General features: G+C 46.2%; 19 protein-coding genes. 6 read left to right on the top strand and 13 right to left on the bottom strand.

Annotated elements, in window-relative coordinates; genetic code table 11:
- From P3T48_RS08425 to P3T48_RS08365, 13 genes are all read right to left on the bottom strand, one after another.
- The coding region (locus P3T48_RS08425) for a DUF4134 family protein (RefSeq protein ID WP_276506389.1) at positions 1-353 on the bottom strand (353 nt) is incomplete at its 3' end.
- Between the two features lie 86 nt (positions 354-439).
- Positions 440-751 carry a DUF4134 domain-containing protein gene (locus P3T48_RS08420; RefSeq protein ID WP_181976460.1) on the bottom strand — a complete coding sequence of 104 codons (312 nt, stop codon included), beginning with the start codon at positions 749-751 and terminating at the stop codon, positions 440-442.
- Positions 752-773: 22 nt separating this feature from the next.
- A complete protein-coding gene (locus P3T48_RS08415) occupies positions 774-1,187 on the bottom strand; it encodes a hypothetical protein (protein ID WP_228113654.1) in 414 nt (137 codons plus the stop codon).
- A 343-nt stretch (positions 1,188-1,530) separates the two neighbouring features.
- Complete coding sequence (locus P3T48_RS08410; protein WP_276506388.1) at positions 1,531-2,481, bottom strand: DUF8464 domain-containing protein; 951 nt, start codon at positions 2,479-2,481, stop codon at positions 1,531-1,533.
- Between the two features lie 72 nt (positions 2,482-2,553).
- Positions 2,554-3,672 carry an AAA family ATPase gene (locus P3T48_RS08405; RefSeq protein ID WP_118081761.1) on the bottom strand — a complete coding sequence of 373 codons (1,119 nt, stop codon included), beginning with the start codon at positions 3,670-3,672 and terminating at the stop codon, positions 2,554-2,556.
- A gap of 130 nt (positions 3,673-3,802) precedes the next feature.
- Positions 3,803-4,141: a helix-turn-helix domain-containing protein gene (locus P3T48_RS08400; RefSeq protein ID WP_094881200.1), complete on the bottom strand. Its 339-nt coding sequence runs from the start codon at positions 4,139-4,141 to the stop codon at positions 3,803-3,805.
- 173 nt (positions 4,142-4,314) lie between these two features.
- The gene (locus P3T48_RS08395; protein WP_276506387.1) at positions 4,315-5,040 is read right to left on the bottom strand and encodes a hypothetical protein; all 726 of its coding nucleotides are present in this window, start codon (positions 5,038-5,040) and stop codon (positions 4,315-4,317) included.
- A gap of 287 nt (positions 5,041-5,327) precedes the next feature.
- The gene (locus tag P3T48_RS08390; RefSeq protein WP_117694227.1) at positions 5,328-5,705 is read right to left on the bottom strand and encodes a helix-turn-helix domain-containing protein; all 378 of its coding nucleotides are present in this window, start codon (positions 5,703-5,705) and stop codon (positions 5,328-5,330) included.
- 13 nt (positions 5,706-5,718) lie between these two features.
- Positions 5,719-6,417 (bottom strand): hypothetical protein, encoded by a 699-nt coding sequence (locus P3T48_RS08385; protein ID WP_276506386.1) that lies wholly within the window; start codon positions 6,415-6,417, stop codon positions 5,719-5,721.
- Between the two features lie 166 nt (positions 6,418-6,583).
- Positions 6,584-7,765 (bottom strand): site-specific integrase, encoded by a 1,182-nt coding sequence (locus P3T48_RS08380; RefSeq protein WP_276506385.1) that lies wholly within the window; start codon positions 7,763-7,765, stop codon positions 6,584-6,586.
- A gap of 89 nt (positions 7,766-7,854) precedes the next feature.
- On the bottom strand, positions 7,855-9,363 hold the full coding sequence (locus P3T48_RS08375) for a helix-turn-helix domain-containing protein (RefSeq protein WP_276506384.1): 1,509 nt from the start codon (positions 9,361-9,363) through the stop codon (positions 7,855-7,857).
- A gap of 329 nt (positions 9,364-9,692) precedes the next feature.
- Positions 9,693-11,123, bottom strand: coding sequence for a tRNA uridine-5-carboxymethylaminomethyl(34) synthesis GTPase MnmE (mnmE, locus tag P3T48_RS08370; protein WP_276506383.1), 1,431 nt, complete (start codon positions 11,121-11,123; stop codon positions 9,693-9,695).
- A 153-nt stretch (positions 11,124-11,276) separates the two neighbouring features.
- On the bottom strand, positions 11,277-12,149 hold the full coding sequence (locus tag P3T48_RS08365) for a nucleoside phosphorylase (protein ID WP_158463350.1): 873 nt from the start codon (positions 12,147-12,149) through the stop codon (positions 11,277-11,279).
- Positions 12,150-12,745: 596 nt separating this feature from the next.
- Between P3T48_RS08365 and P3T48_RS08360 the strand changes: the two genes are divergently transcribed.
- Genes P3T48_RS08360 through P3T48_RS08335 form a run of 6 tightly spaced genes read left to right on the top strand, consistent with a single transcriptional unit; the run spans position 12,746 to position 18,639 of the window.
- Positions 12,746-13,741, top strand: coding sequence for an AAA family ATPase (locus tag P3T48_RS08360; RefSeq protein ID WP_276506382.1), 996 nt, complete (start codon positions 12,746-12,748; stop codon positions 13,739-13,741).
- Between the two features lie 20 nt (positions 13,742-13,761).
- Positions 13,762-14,631 carry a DUF58 domain-containing protein gene (locus P3T48_RS08355; RefSeq protein WP_022251735.1) on the top strand — a complete coding sequence of 290 codons (870 nt, stop codon included), beginning with the start codon at positions 13,762-13,764 and terminating at the stop codon, positions 14,629-14,631.
- 34 nt (positions 14,632-14,665) lie between these two features.
- Positions 14,666-15,748: a BatD family protein gene (locus P3T48_RS08350; protein WP_276506381.1), complete on the top strand. Its 1,083-nt coding sequence runs from the start codon at positions 14,666-14,668 to the stop codon at positions 15,746-15,748.
- Positions 15,749-15,783: 35 nt separating this feature from the next.
- Positions 15,784-16,782: a vWA domain-containing protein gene (locus P3T48_RS08345; protein ID WP_022251733.1), complete on the top strand. Its 999-nt coding sequence runs from the start codon at positions 15,784-15,786 to the stop codon at positions 16,780-16,782.
- A 39-nt stretch (positions 16,783-16,821) separates the two neighbouring features.
- Positions 16,822-17,841 carry a vWA domain-containing protein gene (locus P3T48_RS08340; protein ID WP_276506380.1) on the top strand — a complete coding sequence of 340 codons (1,020 nt, stop codon included), beginning with the start codon at positions 16,822-16,824 and terminating at the stop codon, positions 17,839-17,841.
- Between the two features lie 12 nt (positions 17,842-17,853).
- A complete protein-coding gene (locus P3T48_RS08335; protein ID WP_276506379.1) occupies positions 17,854-18,639 on the top strand; it encodes a tetratricopeptide repeat protein in 786 nt (261 codons plus the stop codon).
- Positions 18,640-18,661: the final 22 nt, after the last annotated feature.

The following is an 18,661-nucleotide window of genomic DNA, read 5'->3' as shown; positions in this document are numbered from 1 at the left end:
AAAGCATTGATACTTAGTGCATTTGCTTTCATTTGCTTTCTTGTCTTTTCAAACGCATTTCGGAGGACTAAGATATTCTTGACATCCTGCTCCTCATTGTTCATAGCGATGTAAACGCTGATAGCACCTACAACGGCTACTACACCGGCAATGGCATAGCAGAGCTTAACCACAAAAGGTACATACTTGGCAATCTCCTCCGTCACAGTTGCGAGGGCATCTGTTCCGGCTGTGTAATCACCAGCTGCATTCTGTGCATAGGTCGCCAATGTTCCACAGAAAAGGAGCATGGCGAGCGTCTTCATACGCTTGGCACTGAAAAGTTTTTTTGCGAAATTCTTGATTTTCTTCATTTGATTTCTTTTGATGTTACTTAAAAAATTTACACTCATTTATCTCTCCTGCAGGTTGAGATGTTTTGTTATCATATCTTTTTACCTTATACTATATTATAACCGAAGAATGCAGGGAACAGAATAGTTGTACCTATCATGAACAGGCAGGCACCAATCAGCATCATGATGGATTTTGTTACATCACCTTCGCCCGTATTCATCTTTATATAGATTTGTAAAGCTCCTATGATGGCTACGATGGCTGCTATGGCATACACCAGATAGACTACATAGAGCATCATTGTTACCGTAAAGTCATGAGCATTGCTCAGTGCGTCTGCTCCCCAGCTATAATCGACACCTCCGCATTTGGCAGATGCCAACATTGGCTGGAAGAGCATGACACCTATTAACATTATGGCAAACAAAAGATTGTGTTTACAGCTTATCTCTGGCATTCTTCTTTTCTATTTTTCGGGTGTTGTGCTTATTGTTGAGATTCTGCATAAACTCATCTGAGAGGTAACTGCATTGTGGCACTGGATCTATGTGCTCCAAAATCTCATCGTTTTTCTCATTGAGTTCTTCACTGGTCACGGTATGTGACTGTGGTTGCTGCGACAGCTCTTCATCTGAAGGAGGTTGCGGATATGGCACGTTTCCTGTCGGGTTGACAACTCTGAGTCCATCATCCGTGATTTGCTCCGTGAAGGTCATGTCACCCTCGTCAGGACCCTCGTTGCGTTCTTCGATTGCAACTGGCTGTTCCTCATTGGTCAAATCACCTACATCATAGGTCTCTTCTTCTGTTTTCTTTTCATCCTTCTTCCCATGTAGGTCTAATGTGATCATTACTGCAAAGTACACTACATACACAAAAGTGAGGACGAGCGCAAAAATTACGAATCCTGACATTTTCAATCTGAATTTTATTTGTTATTTTTATTGTTATCATACTCGGAACTTACATCCGACGAGTCGGCGTATTTCCCAAAAACAGTGCAAAGGAACATATATTTGTGCGATAAATGAAAAAACAAAGCTAAAACTGTTTCAGTCTTAACACAGATTATAAAAGAAGTATGATAATATTTTAATAATCATACTATAGAATAACGAAAGGGCGTATAAAACAAAAAAGGAGACCCTCTCGAAAGAGAACCTCCTGATTGGTTAGTGTCATGGCAGTTTCACACTATTTGGGTGGTTTGATGATACCATTGATTACATCATTAACATCTTTGTAGTTGACGTATCGATGAGATTCATTTATCACCTTATCCTGATAAGCAGCTTTTATCTTCTCTACAGTCTTTGCACCTGCATCATCGTTATCAAGATAACAATGTATCACGGAGTATTCCTGCAGATATGGCATCAGAACCTTGATGTTACTGACAGAGTTGAGAACGAGATAGTCGCATTCATGTGGCAGGCAAAGCTCATTTCCTGTTATCCATTTCTTGATACTGGCGTATGTCAGCATATCAAAGAAACCTTCAAAGATGCAGCATTCTTTATGTGGCTCGTTGTTTGGTCTGATGATTGAAATCGACTTTTTGCCGATGCTTCGTTTGCAGTATTTGTTTCTGGCTTCCATTCCGCCCTCGATATTCTCGAAGGCTATGGCATAGTAACTCTTGTCATAGATACGATAATGTACTTCCTTGCAATACTCCTTGGCTATGTCATAGTCTATTCGTCTCTGCAAAATGTAGTCTCTGAGATAAGGGTGACTGAGCCCAACAATACGCTCAATGATGGTGCTGGCTTCTTTTGCCTTCTCTCGCTGAGCAACTTGGTCTTGCTTCCAGGCTTCCTTTCTCTCATCTTCCTTCCTTTGGGCTTCATAATCCTCTGAATACTGAAGATGGTGTTCCTTTATCTTCTGTTCCAGATAGGTCAGAACTTCATGGTTGTTCCAGGAAGGGTTCATTTTCTGAACCAGATTGATGAGATTGCCACCTTCGCCTGCTCCAAAGTCATTCCATAGATTCTTCTTGGGACTGACATTGAAAGAAGGCGATGCCTCAGTCCTAAAAGGAGACAGATACCAATAGTTCTCCTTTAATATATAGACATGATGATAGCCCTGTGATTCCAGGAACTGCACAATGCTGACTGATTTGATTTCTTCTATAGTCATGCTGTTACATATAGTATGGGCACATATTAGTTTAATATATATATATACCCGGTTAAACTTAAACTCGTAAACTCACTTGGACGGAAACAGAGTTGGGTGATAATGGTAGCCGTCTTTTTCTTTTGTTATCAGCTTTCGTTCATTGAAAATCTTTAGCATCTCCTTCACTGCATTATCACCACGCTTGTAGCCTTCTTCGGCGTAAGCTTCACCCAGAGCCTTTACCAGATCGACGTATCTCTGTGGAGTACTCTTGGAGAATATCTTTTGAAGTACCATCGTATGAACATCGTCTGGCAGAGAGGTGAGCGGCTTGTCTTTGGGCTTGACAACAGTGACGTGATAACCGACATCAAGTACAGGCAGAGAGTTGTCGTCAATGTGAAATGCCCAGCTCGAAAACTCTTTGTCTCGCATGTGCATGGGTCTTACCTCACTGATATTGGCATCCTGCTTGTTCTTACTGATAATCAACACCGTTTCTGCCTTATTCTCCAGCTCTGTACCAATATGACCACGAGTATTGTTGTCATTCTTGTTTAGGTGGAGCACACAATGAATATGCAGATCATACTTGCTCGTCCATGCCATTAGCATCGTCATTACGTCTGTGGACTCCTTGGCGTTGTTAATGTCGTACATGAGATCTCGCAAACCATCAATAATGACAAGTCCCACGCCATCAAAAGTTCTTAGCGCATAATCTATGAGGGCTATGCGGAGAGTAGGGGTGAACTCCCTTAGACCATAGAATTTGATGCGCTTGTCTTCCTTGTTAAGGCTGAGTCCTGCCAGTCGGTAGATTCGCTCAACAACATTGTGGCAATGATAGCGACTCTGCTCGGTATCGAAATAGAGAATTTGTCTCTTTCCTTCTGGAAAACTTGCCCGGTAGTTGAGTACCGTGGAATTGGTTAACGCAGCTGCTACCATCGCCGTGATGTTGAATGTCTTTTTACTCTTTGCCTTACCTGTTGATGCGCTGAAATTTCCGAAAGTGGCTATGGTACAATCACCTACCCATAACACCTGGGGTGGTACGGGCGGTTTTTCTGAAGCTTTTATCTCTCCTTGTCTGAGATAACTTTCCAGTTCACTGTCGTTGAAAGCACTCTTGCACAGCATGCCTACTTCCAAGGAACTTGCTGCAGACTCTTCTTTCTCACTTTTACTGTTTCTTCCTCTTGCCATTGCTTCTTTCAATTTGATTTCTACACTTTGAGGGGTCAATCACTATCTCAGACTTCTCCAAGAGAGCCGTCAGTTGGACATCAGAATAAACTCTGGTCTTGTTTTTCTTTCTGTCTTTCATAACACCTCCTTATTTGTTGGCACTGTCCTTTCGTGCCGGGGTGATATGATTGTTGCGCATCCATTTCAAAAGCTCCTTCTTGTCGAAATAGATGGTTTTGCCCTGTGGCTTGTAGTGAGGAATCTCCATATTCATGGTGAGCTTGTAAATCTGCGACTGAGAAACGCCAAGATATTCCGCTACCTCTGTGGTGGTGAGCATCTCCTTGTTTGAGAAATATCTTTCCTCAATCTTTGAAAGACGCTCGTTAAGTGCCTCAGGTTCTACCGAAGTGAGTTCCTTTACTCTCATTTCCAATAGTTCTACTCTCTTGGCAAGTATGTTCATGTCAATTTTGCTATTTCCCATTTTCTTATTACTTTTAATGTTAGACAATAAGGGGGCTACCCCCGAAACTGAATCGATTCGGGGGCAAAATTACCCCAATAAAATCTAATACAACTGACCTTACTCCTGACACTCGGAAGTGTCAGGGGGGATGTAAGGAGATTTTTCTTTTCAGTTGTTTAACTTACTTTACTTCATTGCATTTCTTTCAGTTGTTTTGCAAAATCCAGAAACTCCCCACTTGGGAACTTTGCAGATGAAGCCTTCAGTTCACTAAGTCGGCTGCTGATAGCACCTCGCTTGGATGCCTTTCCCGTACTCTTAGGGGTGAGCAGCTGATTGTCCGCAATAAGTGATACCCAGTTGTGGGGAATCATCTTCTCGATAGACAAAGCATACAGCAATTGAAGTACCTGTCGCATGTTGACTACAACCAGAGATTCATCCAACGCACATTTGAAGAATCCGTCCATCGTTTCTTCATCGATACCATCTACAAAGAAATTCGACTCATTGGCGAATTTCGTAATGAGTCGAATCTGTTCTGTAGTGAATGAAGCAAGAATGCGAGGGCTTTCAACCACAACTTCAATGTGGTTGAACTCATAAACCATTGTCTCAAAGTCTCCTTTCTCAAATGAGGACTTGGTGAAGTACTTGGTGACAAGGTCTTTTCTGGTAGTAAGCAACTCATACAAGCTGAATACATGCTTGAAATGGTTGCGGACAATCAGCTCCTCGGAAGAGAAGACCGGCAGGTGATAGCTAACAAAGTCGTTGACATATCTGTCATACAACTTGCCATCATTAAGGATTTCCGACTTGTACTGCTCGTAAGCAGCACGATAGAGTGTCCAAAGCTCATCTTTGGAAAGCTCATTCTCTTGTTTTGGACAATGATCTGAGCACTGTAAACACAAAAAGAGAGAGCACAGAGGAATTGTTCTTCTGACTCATATTACTTTTTGTTAATGAATAAATTTAAAATACGCCTGCTTAATGAAGCAGGCGGAAATGTGTATTTAACTTGACGTATATTTGCTATGTAAGTCATCATTTCAGTGCAAAGATACACTAAAATTGTGCAGTCTATCTGCATTCAGTATAAAAAATAACATCAGTATGATTATTTAGACTGTTCTCAAAAGAAAAGCCTACATTAGGGAATATCCAATGTAGGCTTCTGAAATTTAGGCACTTATCTGTCCTATAAAGTTCTTCGTTTTGGTCTTTTGCTGAGTATCTGATTAATCTCCATGGTGCTAATAGGAGCCTCTATCTTGCAGCCAGATTCTAACCATTTGATAAGGTCATCCCTAAAGAAGGTGTATTTCTTACCCTTCTGATTGACAGGGATTTCTCCGTTCTGTATGTAAGTGTACATAGTGGATTTCTTGATTTTAAGAAATTCACAAGCTTCCTTCACATCCATTGGAATATGATCTGACAGGGAAGGTCTTTTAGTCCTGCGTACTTCTTCTCGAATCAGTTCCATAGACTGGTCAAGAAGATCGAATCTTTTCAGTATCTCTGACAATACTTCCGGTATGTCATTGAATGTTATTTGTCTTTCTTCGTTCTGCATATTAAAACTTTCTTTATTTCTGATGATGAAATTGATAATCATTATAATCGGGTACATCAATCTCAATTACGCATTTGCCCTTCTGTCTTAATGTACGTCTCATGCTTTCTACTTCAACATCTTTGAGTTCGGTAGGGAAACATAGCTTTATGAAGGTTGCTCGTTTCTGACCGCTCCAACCAAGGCGTTCTCCAATATTCCAGGAATAATGCCTGATGTCGAGAGTATTCAAGGTTCCATTTGTCTTCACAGGAACAATACATGATTCAGGGATGTCGTACAGTTTGATGTTCTGGCACAGTATCTCCAAGTACTCATCTGTCATATATGGCGAAAGTACAGAGTAGGTGTAGTCTTTGACCGCATCATATTTTGAGCTTTCAAGACTATACTGCCTGTTGCGATAGCGTTCACGCATTTCTTCGGCTTTCTCCACATCCGATATGGATGGTTCGTTGGAAGAAATACTGTTGTTGATCACGATGTCTCTCACAGCTTGCGGCTTACGTAAGCACATGAATGCCCAGACAATGATGGCAAATGATATATAGTAGAATATCATCTGCAAAGAGAAACCGGAATCTGAGTCGGAAACTGTCATCATCAGGTTAGCAATCGCTCCATATATTCTTGGAGCGACTACTATCATAATGATGGTGAGCATATTCGAAATGAGGAGAATCAAGAAGTTCTCTTTTAACTTTTTAATCATTGCAATTGTTACTTTTTGGAGTTTTTGTGGCTGCAAAGATATAGAGAATCTTGCTATTTTCTACTATTTCGTATCAACAAAATGCGTTTCTTAAACACTATTTATTATTCTGTGTTTCAACGCTTTAAGCGATATTTTTCTTTCTCTTTTTTGCCGTGTTATAATCTTATTTTCTCTTGCTTGCTTTTGGGCACATCTTGCTTTCAGTTGGCTTCACATCGTCTTTCACGTTCGTTAACGTAATTCTGCCCGCTGCTTCACGAATTTTTGGATTTGCATGAGAAGCGTAGATCTGCGTCGTGCTGACATTCTTATGGTTGAGCAGATGCTGAACGGTATATATGTCTGTACCAAGTTCGAGCTGCAACGAGGCATACGTATGACGGTAGCAATGAAAGGTGATATGCTTTTCGATACCGCACTCTTTCAGCCAGCTCTGCATCACACCATACGTCATAGTACGTTTGAAACCTTGAAAGATATATGTTCTGTTGGTCTTTGGATGGATTAGAGCATAAGCATCATCGCCAATTGGAACCTGAGTCTGGCATTTTGTCTTCACGCAAATGAAATCCAGATAATATCCACCATCAGCATAGCTACGGATATTCTCCCATTTCAATCTCAGGATGTCACTAATACGGAGACCTGTAAGACAGGAGAATAATGCCGCCTTTCGAACAACCGGAATAGAACATTCAGTGGCATACATTCTTCTAACTTCCTTCAATGTAAGACTTTGCTTCACTGGCGTTGTACATGAAATGTTTTCCAAAAGGCTGGCAAGATCATCTGTCAGCCTTCGCTCACGGTATGCCTTTGTCAAGACCTGCTTGAACACATTCCAATAGGCTGATGCCGTATTTCTGGAAATAGACTTCTTGATAACATGTCCACCTCTTGATGATACTTTGGTATCAAGGAGATATTCCATATACTTGTTACAGTAAAGAACATCAAGCATCTCAAATGTACATTTGCCTTTACAGAACTTCTCGAAATGCTTGTAGGCTGCATCACACTTCACATAGTTGCGATTGACCATATTTCTGAAATATCCGAGAAAGTCCTCCTTCAATCTGTCACGGTTGAAGAAATCGTACTTTTCATCGAGAACATCAATGTACACCTTACAACGAATAGCTTCTGCCTTGGCGAGAATCTTGTCGTTGTAGAGCTTCTGCTGCTTGTTGGCAGGATCGGCATAAATGTACATGCCAAGTGAGCGACGGCGTATTAACTCCATCGTCTCCGGGTCTCTATATCCTGGCCAAAAGTCCAGGAAAAGTGACTTTGTTCCGTTGCGTCTATCACGCATACGGAGCTTAACGGTTTTACATACTTGCATAATATATCTGATTTTTGTATTAATAAAATTCGCTTGCAAAATTCCTAAATGATACTACATTGACAGCAGTAAAGAGAAAGTAAATCATACTATTCTGTATAATCTGTTTTCAAATCATCATTTTTGAAACGTTTTTCCATGAGTCTGTCGAATTCTTCTTTTCTAAAGAACATGAATTGCCCCTTCTTTACTTTAGTGACTTTGTAATGCTTGACGTAATAATGAACAATATCCTTTGTCATTCCATACTTCTTCATTGCTTCTTCTACGGAATAGTAGCGTTCTCTTCCTTCGAAATATCCAGTCTTCAGCGCCTGGATGTGCTGCTTTGAATAGTAGGTTACTCCATATTCAACTTTTGAAGGTATCTTATGCCGGTGGATGAATGAACGTACTGCATCATGCGTCATCTTGTAGGTATCTCTCATCTCCTCAGGAGTGATCCAGTCATTTATATCCGCATACTTATGCTTTTGATTATACAGGATATCAATGGCCTTCTTCTCATAGAAGTTGAAATTTTTAAGAGCTATTTTAGGAGTTTTGTTCTCTCTGGTCATCACACCGACATGCCTGATGGTGATCTTGAACATTTCTGCCACTTCCTCAGTTGAGTAATATCCTTCTGGAGTAGGAGGACATGCTCTCTCCTGTGCTTTTGGTTGGAAGATGACACGTTCTGTACCATCCAAGTTCTCAACTTTCTTGGTGTTGCCCATTCGCTGTTGAGTAATCTTGTCGAAGTCGGTTCTATATATCATCGTGAACTTACCTCGCTTCTCTGTCCTTACATCATAATTTTTTAGAGTGTAGCTAATCTGATCCTTTGTTAGGCCATACTTTTCCGAAATTTCTTCATAAGTGTACCAGTCCGGATCTACCTCATTGCCTTTTTGCTTGATACTATCAATATGTATCTTGGAATAGTAGGCCTTACCATTTCTGTTTACCCTTGGTACCTTGTGATAAGTGACAAAACTCATTGCGTTAGTTCGAGTCATACCATACATGTCCATCACCTGATCCATGGTATAGTAGTTGTCGAGATTGATTTCTTCAAGAAGGTCTGCAAACTTTGCATCAACTGCCTTTTTACTGAAGAAGGTGTTACGTCCTACATAGACTTTTGGAATACCCATACGGTCACAACGTCCCCATACGGCCTTGCGACCGATATTATATTTCTCCATGATTTCACGCAAAGTATAATACTCCTGGTCATCTTTGCGTTTATAGCTTTTCTTCTTGTATGCACCAGCTTCCTCAAAGTACTTATCAAGATCTTCACGACGAACATATGTCTTACGTCGTAGTCTGACAGATTTGAGTGTTCCTGCGTAAAAGCATCGATACACAGTAGTAACACTAACACCAAGAAGAAATGCGACATCTGAAGGTGTCAAAAAAGGTCGAGAAGCGATTTCCAGACTTTGCAAATTCTGAGCATCATCCTTCATACTTTCTCTTGCTTTTTTCTTTTTCTCAGCTTCTTTCTTCTGATGCACAACACGAGCACACCTCTTGGAGCAATACTTATTTGTGATTTTGGTAGCAATGAACTCTTCACCACATACCTCACATTTTCTTAAAATCGTCATTTTTGTTTGCTATTTAGTACCCTATGAGTCCCCCTAATTCTTTTGCAGCAATTTTCACGTTTTTGCAGCAATTTTCATGATGGTGTCCAACATGAGAAATGTCGGTCACTGGAAAGGTTTGCAGATTTTGCAATTGGTGTCCTAAAATAGAATTTTGCCTTTCCATTTGATCACAGAATTGAGGGCCACGAATGAAATTTGAGCCAAAAATACACCAAAATATTGGTTTCAGCAAATTACAAATGGAATGTGTTAAGACGAAAAAAGCCACCTAAGTAGGTGGCTTGCAATCAGTTATAAAAATGTTCGTTTTAGAGCTGTCCAGGGGGTTACTTTCCGATGCAGAAGTGCTTGAAGATATTGTTTAGTGTTTCCTGACTACTGATCTGTCCACCAGTGATTTCGCCAAGTTCATCCAATACGATTTTCAGGTCTTCTGCAATGATGTCGCCACTCATGCCCATATCCATCGATTCCAATACACGGGAGAGGGATTCGTTGGCACGGATGAGGGCTTCGTAGTGGCGGGCGCTGGTCACGATGACATCGTTTTCTGATATTTCAGGAATGTCGGCTGCTTCTACCAAAGCTTTCTCCAAGAGGGGGATGTTCTCGCCTGTACGGGCGCTGATGCTCAGGATGCTAATGCTTGCTGGCGAAGACGAGGGTGAAGAGGCAAGGCTGTTCTTATCTGTCGACTGGGCAGAATAATGGAAAGAAAGTGAGGTTGGGTCGAAAGAGAGAGCATCGATCTTGTTGAATACCATCAGCAGTTTTTTGCCTTGGTTCTTTTTCTCCATCTCATCAATTTCTGATTCTGCAGGCAGTTCATCAAGGAGCCAGATGATGATGCGGGCCTCTTCCATCTTCTGGAAGGTGCGCTCGATGCCGATGTTCTCCACCACATCATTGGTCTTGCGGATTCCGGCAGTGTCGATGAAGCGGAAGGTGATTCCGTCGATGAGGGTGGTGTCTTCTATCACGTCACGCGTGGTGCCGTGGATGTCGCTCACGATGGCTTTTTCCTCGTGGAGCAGTCGGTTGAGCAAGGTGCTTTTGCCCACATTGGTCTTGCCCACGATGGCTACAGGGACGCCCTGCTTGATGGCATTTCCCGTCTCGAAAGAGTGGGCAAGGGTATTGATGCGGCGCTCTATCTCTTCGGCAAGGGCTCGCAGGTCGCTGCGGTCGGCAAATTCCAGTTCCTCGTGGTCGCTGAAGTCGAGTTCCAGTTCAAGCAACGAAGTCATCTTCAACAGTTTTTCGCGTAGTCGTGTCAGCTCGTTGCTGAAATGTCCCTTCAACTGGCTCATTGCCATGTGGTGGGTGGCCTTGTTGGTTGAGGCTATCAGGTCGGCCACGGCTTCAGCTTGCGACAGGTCCATCTTTCCGTTCATATAGGCACGACGGGTGTATTCGCCTGGCTCAGCCTGTCGACAGCCCACTTCTGTGAGCCGTAGTAAAACCTGTTGAAGAATGTATCTGCTGCCGTGACAGGAAATCTCCGTGGAGTCTTCTCCCGTGTAACTGTGTGGTGCCCTGAATACGCTAACGAGCACGTCGTCGATGGTTTTTCCGTCCTTATCTTTGATTTCGCCATAATGTAGGGTATTGGCTTTCGCCCCGGTCAGAGGTTTGCCGTTGGCTGATGTGAAAACCTTGTCGGTGATGGTAATGGCGTTGTTACCGCTGAGTCGGATGATTCCGATGGCACCGCCGGCTGGGGTTGCCAGGGCACAGATACATTCTTCTTGATTCATTTTTTATTGTTTATTTTAAAGCTTTTGCCCTTACAGGGCGATAGGGGTGTTTGCTATTTAACCCAGGGTGTTACCCTGGGCTAGGAGCTTCTGTCCTTTACCTTTCCCTTCGGCCGGTGACCGTTGGTTCAGGGCGTGTTGCTGCAATGAGATTTAAATTCTATCGAGCACTACTTTGATGAGGTTGTCGATGGTACTCTTGTATCCAGTATTGGCACTGAGGGCACGTCGGTTGGCGATGACCATGCAGCAGGTGAGCGCCTTGTGTCCGAGGAGCAGCGACAGTCCGGCAAGAGCCGAACTCTCCATCTCGAAGTTGTTGACACGCAGACCGTTGTATTCGAACGCCTCAATCTTCGCATTCAGCTCTGGGTCGGCCAAAGGTGCACGCAGTTCTCTGCCCTGTGGACCATAGAATCCTCCACAGGCGATGGTGATTCCTCGCACCATGTCATCGGCGGCAATGCGGTCGAGGAGTTCCGGATTGTTGTCCACGCAGTAGGGATTGCCTATCTGGTCGTTCCATTTCACCTGTCGTTTGAATTCCTTCTCGGTGTCAAGGTCGCAGATTTCATTGCGGCGTGCATAAAAGTTGATGAGTCCGTCGAAGCCGATACTTTTCTGTGAGGCAACGAAGGTTCCGGCAGGGCAGTTGAGCTGCAAGCCTCCACAGGTGCCTATGCGCACGAGGGTGAGTGTGGTGTGTTCGGGCTTCTCAGTACGTGTCTTGAAGTCGATGTTTTTCAGAGCGTCGAGCTCGTTCACCACGATGTCAATATTGTCGCATCCTATTCCTGTGCTCTGAACGGTGATGCGTTTGCCCTTATAGGTGCCGGTAATGGCATGGAATTCACGGCTTTCCACCTCGCACTCTTTCTCTTCGAAGTGGGATGCCACGAGGCTTACACGGCCAGGGTCGCCAACGAGAATCACCTTGTCGGCGAGTTGTTCAGGACGCAGATGGAGGTGGAAACAACTTCCGTCCTCATTGATAATCAATTCAGATTCTGCAAAATACTTACTCATAATCTACATGTTTTTTGTCGTTAATAACGTTGGATTGTTCACGGTTACTCTGCTTTCTGCTATTTAAACCCCAGGCAATACATAAAGCTTTTGCCCTTACAGGGCGTTTGGTTGATTGCCATTATACCCAGGGCGTTGCCCTGGGCTATGAGCTTCTGCCCTTTCAGGGCGTGCTGCTTGTATCCATTGCCCTGGGCTATGAGCTTCTGCCCTTTACCTTTGCTTTACCCTTCGGCCAGCGATTTTCAATTCCCTTCGGCCGGTGACCGTTGGTTCAGGGCGTGCTGCTTGTTTACTTTGCAAACCTAAGTCAAGTTTACTTGAATATTTTGCTGAGGTGCAGTTTATCTTATGCAAAGATAGATAAAATCTTTTTTAATTCAAAAGCCTTTGTGCTTTTTTATATTGAAAGTTTCTTAAATAAAGGAAATAAGTGCCATTTTTAATATTATTTAGAGTGTGATATTCGTTTTTTTCTCCCTAAATGTTTACTTTTGCGTTCGATTTTGCGCGGCAAGGGCTTTCTGCAGTACCTGCTGGCGCAAGGAAACAGGTAAACCGACTAATGGAATATACAACAAAAACAGAATAGTATTATGGCAGAATCTATTGACATCCGCGAGCTCAACATCCGGATAGAACAACAAAGCCAGTTTGTCACCAATCTGGTGATGGGCATGAACAAAGTTATTGTAGGACAGAAACATCTTGTAGACTGTCTCCTAATAGGTCTTCTGAGCGATGGCCACATCCTGCTCGAAGGCGTACCTGGTCTGGCAAAGACCTTGGCCATCAAGACCCTCTCTCAGCTTATCAGCGCTGACTTCAGCCGCATTCAGTTTACTCCCGACCTGTTGCCTGCCGACGTGGTGGGTACACAGATCTATTCTCAGAAGGACGAGACCTTCCATGTGAAGAAGGGTCCTGTGTTTGCCAACTTCGTATTGGCAGATGAGATCAACCGTGCTCCTGCCAAGGTGCAGAGTGCGCTGCTCGAGGCGATGCAGGAGCATCAGGTCACCATCGGCGACGAGACTTTCCGACTGCCCAGTCCGTTCCTTGTAATGGCTACGCAGAACCCAATAGAGCAGGAGGGAACCTATCAGTTGCCCGAGGCACAGGTGGACCGTTTTCTGCTCAAGGTCATCATCGACTATCCTACACTTGAGGAAGAGAAGCTCATCATCCGTGAGAATATCGCCGGAGGTCTGCCCGAGATACACCCCGTCACCACAGCCGACGAGATACTGAAGGCTCGCCAGATAGTGGGCGAGGTTTACATCGACGAGAAGATAGAGCAGTACATTGCCGACATCGTCTTCGCCACCCGTTATCCCGAGCGTTACGGTCTGTCCGACATCAAGGATATGATTACCTTTGGCGGCAGTCCACGTGCCAGCATCTCTCTTGCCAAGGCAGCCAGGGCTTATGCCTTCATCAAGCACCGCGGCTATGTGATTCCAGAGGATGTACGTGCCGTGGCTCACGACGTGCTCCGCCATCGTGTGGGACTCTCCTACGAGGCAGAGGCTTCCAATGTGACCAGCGAGGAAATCGTGAGCCGCATAATTAATAAGGTGGAAGTACCTTGATTTTGAGGAATAAGTAATAAATGGACACACAAGATATCTTAAAGAAAGTACGCAAGATCGAGATCAAGACTCGCGGTCTCAGCCAGAATGTCTTTGCAGGCCAGTATCACTCGGCCTTCAAGGGCAGGGGTATGGCCTTCGCCGAGGTGAGGGAGTACCAGTATGGCGACGACGTGAGAGACATCGACTGGAATGTGACCGCCCGTTTCCATCGTCCCTTTGTCAAGGTGTTCGAGGAGGAGCGCGAGCTTACCGTGATGCTGTTGGTCGACGTAAGTGGCTCGCTCGACTTCGGTACCACACGGCAGATGAAGCGCGACATGGCTACCGAGATTGCAGCCACCCTGGCCTTCAGTGCCATTCAGAACAACGATAAGATAGGTGTCATCTTCTTCTCCGACCGAATAGAGAAATACATCCCGCCCAAGAAGGGCCGCAAGCACATTCTCTACATCATCCGCGAGATGCTCGATTTTCATCCTCAGAGCCAGCGCACCGACATCGGTGTGGCTTTGGAGTACTTCACACGGGTGATGAAGCGCCATTGCACAGCCTTCGTCATCAGCGACTTCTTCGATGACAAGGACTTTCAGCATCCCCTTCAGATTGCCAATCAGAAGCACGATGTGGCTGCCATTCAGGTGTACGATCCACGTGCCAAGGCGTTGCCCGACATCGGACTCCTCAAGGTGTGCGATGCTGAGACAGGTCACGAGATGTATATTGACACCAGTTCCAAGAAACTGCGTCAGGCGCATACACGCCACTGGATGATGCGCGAGCAGCTGTTACGCGAAACCTTTGCCAAGAGTAAGGTCGACTGGACGGCTGTCGCCACCAACGAAGACTTCTCACGAGCTCTGCTCAACCTGTTCATGCAGCGGGGCTGAAAAGCGGAGAAGTAAACCAATAGGGAAAAGAAAAATGACGAAACAGAAGAATATTATCATCATGATGCTTGCCTTCCTGATGCTGTTGCCATTAGGGTCGGCAGCCCAGGAGGTGGTGCAGAAGCTCGACTCTCTGCAGATCTTGATAGGTGAGCAGACGAAGCTTCATCTCAAGGTCACCGCTGCCAAGGGTGCCAAGGTGGTGCTGCCTTCGTTCAAGCCGTCACAGATGCTCACTCCGGGCATCGAGGTGGTGGAGCAGAGCGATGCCGACACCGCCGAGCTCGACGGTGGCAGGCTACAGATAAGCCGCGACTATACGCTCACCTCTTTCGACGAGAAGGTCTACGCTGTACCAGCCCTTCAGGTCAAGGTCAACGGCAAGACCTGTCAGGGCAACCCGTTGGCGCTCAAGGTGCTCACGGTGCCTGTGGATACGGTTCATCCCAACCAGTTCTATCCCCCCAAGGACGTACAGGACAATCCCTTCCTATGGAGTGAGTGGAGTCCTCTGTTCTGGCTCAGCATTCTGGTACTCTTGCTCTTCGGTGTCATGCTGTGGCTCTGGCAGCGCCTCCGTCAGAACAAACCTATCGTGATTCGTATGCGCATCGTGAAGCGTGTGCCGGCCCACGAGAAGGCGCTCAGCGAGATCAATGTCATCAAGCAGCAGCACACCGAGTCGCAGGAGACCCAGAAGGAATACTACACCCGCCTCACCACCACGCTGCGCGAGTACATAGAGCAGCGCTTTGGCTTCCGTGCCATGGAGATGACCAGCGGCGAGATTATAGAGCATCTGCAGTCGGCTGGCGACCAGAAGATGATAGACGAGTTGAAACAGCTCTTCCGTACAGCCGACCTCGTGAAGTTTGCCAAGTACGAGACCTTCCTTGGTGAGAATGACGCCAATCTGGTCAACGCCATCAACTTCATCGACCAGACGAAGACCAACGAGCAGACCGTCGAGGAGAAGGTAGCTCCCGAGCTTACCGACCAGGATCGCAAGACGCGCAGTCAGCGCAAGCTCATCAAGGCTTTGCTCTGGGGTGGAGCGATTGTCATGGCAGCCATCACCGCCTACGTGATCTATGGTGCCTGCATGCTGCTGATGTAGGAGTATAGAATAAAAAAGAATAATATAATAAAAACATGGAATTTGCAAGTAAAGCATATTTTCTGTTGCTCCTGTTGCTGATACCTTATATATTATGGTATTTCCTGTACAGGAAGAAGAACGAGCCTACCATGAGGCTGAGCGACACCCGGCAGTTTGCCTATGCTCCCAAGAGCCTGCGCCAGCGCCTTGTCCATCTGCCCATGATGCTCAGATGTCTGTGCTTCGTGCTCATCGTCTGTGCGATGGCTCGTCCGCAGACCCACAACTCCTGGGACAACAAGACGGTGGAGGGCATCGACATCATGATGGCGATGGACGTCTCTACCTCTATGTTGGCAGAAGACTTGAAACCCAATCGTATGGAGGCTGCCAAGGATGTGGCTCACGAGTTTATCTCGGGCCGTCCCAACGACAACATCGGTCTTACCATCTTTGCTGGTGAGGCCTTCACCCAGTGTCCTATGACCACCGACCACGCCAGTCTGTTGCGACTGTTGCAGGACACCCGTACAGACATTACTGCCCGTGGACTCATCGACGACGGAACGGCGGTGGGTATGGGTCTCGCCAATGCAGTCAGCCGACTGAAGGACTCCAAGTCCAAGAGCAAGGTGGTCATCCTCCTGACCGACGGCAGCAACAACACCGGTGACATTTCGCCTATGACGGCCGCCGAGATAGCCAAGAGCTTTGGCATCAGAGTCTACACCATCGGTGTGGGAACCAACAAGGTGGCTCCTTACCCTATGCCCACAGCGGCTGGCGTTCAGTACGTCAACATGCCTGTGGAGATAGACACCGAGACACTCAGGGACATTGCCCGTACCACTGATGGCAACTTCTATCGCGCCACCAACAACGCCGAGTTGAAGCGCATCTACCACGACATCGACAAGTTGGAGAAGACGAAGATGAATGTCACCCATTTCGCCAAGCGCTACGAGGCTTATCAGCCTTTTGCCCTTGCAGCCCTGTTGGTACTGCTCGCAGAGATATTGCTTCGCATCACCTGGCTCAGAAGAATCCCATAGTGAAGGGACGAGCCGAAGTTCAATTAATATCAAATGAATATGCTAAGATTTGAAGATCCAATATATTTGTGGCTGCTGTGGATGTTGCCGGTGCTCGTACTGGTGAGGTTCATAGGATGGCGAAGGAGAAGGGCCAAGCTCCGAAAGTTTGGCGACCCTGAGCTGTTGAAAGCCCTTATGCCCAATGTGTCATCTTATCGCCCCACGGTGAAGTTCGGCTTGCTGCTTGCAGCCTTGGCCCTGCTCATCCTCATGGTGGCGCGTCCACAGATGGGCAGCAAGATTTCTCACGACAAGCGTCAGGGCATTGAGACCATCATCTGTCTCGACATCTCCAACTCGATGTTGGCAGAGGATGTGGCGCCTTCGCGACTCGACAAGAGCAAGATGCTGGTGGAGAACCTGGTCGACAAGTTCACCAACGACAAGATAGGTCTCATCGTCTTTGCCGGCGATGCCTTCGTGCAGTTGCCTATCACCAGCGACTACGTGTCTGCCAAGATGTTCCTGCAGAACACCACACCAGCCCTCATCCAGACCCAGGGCACCAACTTTGCTGCAGCCATCGACCTGGCCACCAAGAGTTTCACCCAGCAAGACCATGTGGGACGCGCCATCATCGTCATTACCGATGGCGAGAACCATGAGCCGGGAGCCGAGGATGCTGTCAAGGCAGCCAAGAATAAAGGCATCAATGTCTTCATTCTGGGAATAGGAAGCACCAAGGGAGCCCCCATTCCTATGGGCGACGGCTCTTATCTCAAAGACCGTACGGGCAACACAGTGATGACTGCCCTCAACGAGCAGATGTGCCGACAGTTGGCTCAGGCTGGCAGTGGACAGTATATTCACGTCGACAACACCAGCGATGCGGAGCAGGCACTCAACGACGACCTCTCCAAGTTGCAGAAGGGCGAGACCGACACCGTCATCTATAGCGAGTACGACGAGCAGTTCCAGGCTGTAGGCATCCTGGTCATCCTCCTGCTCATCCTCGACATCTGTATGCTCGAGGTGAAAAATCCGCTTCTCCGCAACGTGAAGTTCTTTACACATTAAATATTAATCGAAATGTATCTAACTTATCATATCATACCGACCCTGCGGCTGCGCAGGCTGTGCCTGATGTTGGGGCTGCTCCTCGTCAGTACAGTTGCAGCACTGGCACAGAACGACCGCACCTTCATCCGTCAGGGCAACCGCCAGTACAGGGCACGCAAATGGACGGCTGCCGAGGTGCAGTATCGCAAGGCGATAGCCCGCAATGCCAACAATCCACAGGCGGTCTACAACTTGGGCTGTGCGCTCATGATGCAGCAGAAAGACTCGCTCGCCATGCAGCAGTTTGCCAAGTCTGCCGACTTGCAGACCACCAACAAGATACGCCGCGCCAAGAGTTTCCACAACATGGGCGTCATCATGCAGAACCATCAGGAGTTTGCCAAGGCGATAGAATGTTACAAGATGGCGCTGCGCAACAATCCTCAGGACAACGAGACCCGCTACAACCTGGCGCTCTGTAAGCATCAGCTGAAGAATCAGAAGAACCGGCAGAACCAAAACAAGAACAAGAGCGGCAACGGCAAGAACAACAAGGACAAGCAGAACAAGAAGAATAAGGATCAGAATAAGGATCAGAACAAGAACAAGGATCAGAACAAGGATCAGAACAAGCAGAAAAATAATCAAAACAAAGATAAGAACAACCAGTCACAGAAGCCCGAGCAGGACAAGATGAGCCGTGACAATGCCGAGCAGTTGCTCAATGCAGCCGTGCAGCAGGAGAAGGCCACCAAGCAGAAGATGCAGAAGGCGATGAGTCAGCCACGACGCAGGCAGTACGACAAGAACTGGTAAAACAATAAGCAAACATCATTTC

This window comes from Segatella intestinalis (assembly GCF_029348455.1).
Classification (GTDB): domain Bacteria; phylum Bacteroidota; class Bacteroidia; order Bacteroidales; family Bacteroidaceae; genus Prevotella.
This window is presented reverse-complemented; position numbering and strand designations above follow the sequence as displayed.

Bases quoted from the DNA above. Each gene is read 5' to 3' on its own strand.
- P3T48_RS08420 (WP_181976460.1), bottom strand. From the start codon at position 751: ATGTTAATAGGTGTCATGCTCTTCCAGCCAATGTTGGCATCTGCCAAA.
- P3T48_RS08415 (WP_228113654.1), bottom strand. From the start codon at position 1,187: ATGATCACATTAGACCTACATGGGAAGAAGGATGAAAAGAAAACAGAA.
- P3T48_RS08410 (WP_276506388.1), bottom strand. From the start codon at position 2,481: ATGACTATAGAAGAAATCAAATCAGTCAGCATTGTGCAGTTCCTGGAA.
- P3T48_RS08405 (WP_118081761.1), bottom strand. From the start codon at position 3,672: ATGGCAAGAGGAAGAAACAGTAAAAGTGAGAAAGAAGAGTCTGCAGCA.
- P3T48_RS08400 (WP_094881200.1), bottom strand. From the start codon at position 4,141: ATGGGAAATAGCAAAATTGACATGAACATACTTGCCAAGAGAGTAGAA.
- P3T48_RS08390 (WP_117694227.1), bottom strand. From the start codon at position 5,705: ATGCAGAACGAAGAAAGACAAATAACATTCAATGACATACCGGAAGTA.
- P3T48_RS08385 (WP_276506386.1), bottom strand. From the start codon at position 6,417: ATGATTAAAAAGTTAAAAGAGAACTTCTTGATTCTCCTCATTTCGAAT.
- P3T48_RS08380 (WP_276506385.1), bottom strand. From the start codon at position 7,765: ATGCAAGTATGTAAAACCGTTAAGCTCCGTATGCGTGATAGACGCAAC.
- P3T48_RS08375 (WP_276506384.1), bottom strand. From the start codon at position 9,363: ATGACGATTTTAAGAAAATGTGAGGTATGTGGTGAAGAGTTCATTGCT.
- mnmE (WP_276506383.1), bottom strand. From the start codon at position 11,123: ATGAATCAAGAAGAATGTATCTGTGCCCTGGCAACCCCAGCCGGCGGT.
- P3T48_RS08365 (WP_158463350.1), bottom strand. From the start codon at position 12,149: ATGAGTAAGTATTTTGCAGAATCTGAATTGATTATCAATGAGGACGGA.
- P3T48_RS08360 (WP_276506382.1), top strand. From the start codon at position 12,746: ATGGCAGAATCTATTGACATCCGCGAGCTCAACATCCGGATAGAACAA.
- P3T48_RS08355 (WP_022251735.1), top strand. From the start codon at position 13,762: ATGGACACACAAGATATCTTAAAGAAAGTACGCAAGATCGAGATCAAG.
- P3T48_RS08350 (WP_276506381.1), top strand. From the start codon at position 14,666: ATGACGAAACAGAAGAATATTATCATCATGATGCTTGCCTTCCTGATG.
- P3T48_RS08345 (WP_022251733.1), top strand. From the start codon at position 15,784: ATGGAATTTGCAAGTAAAGCATATTTTCTGTTGCTCCTGTTGCTGATA.
- P3T48_RS08340 (WP_276506380.1), top strand. From the start codon at position 16,822: ATGCTAAGATTTGAAGATCCAATATATTTGTGGCTGCTGTGGATGTTG.
- P3T48_RS08335 (WP_276506379.1), top strand. From the start codon at position 17,854: ATGTATCTAACTTATCATATCATACCGACCCTGCGGCTGCGCAGGCTG.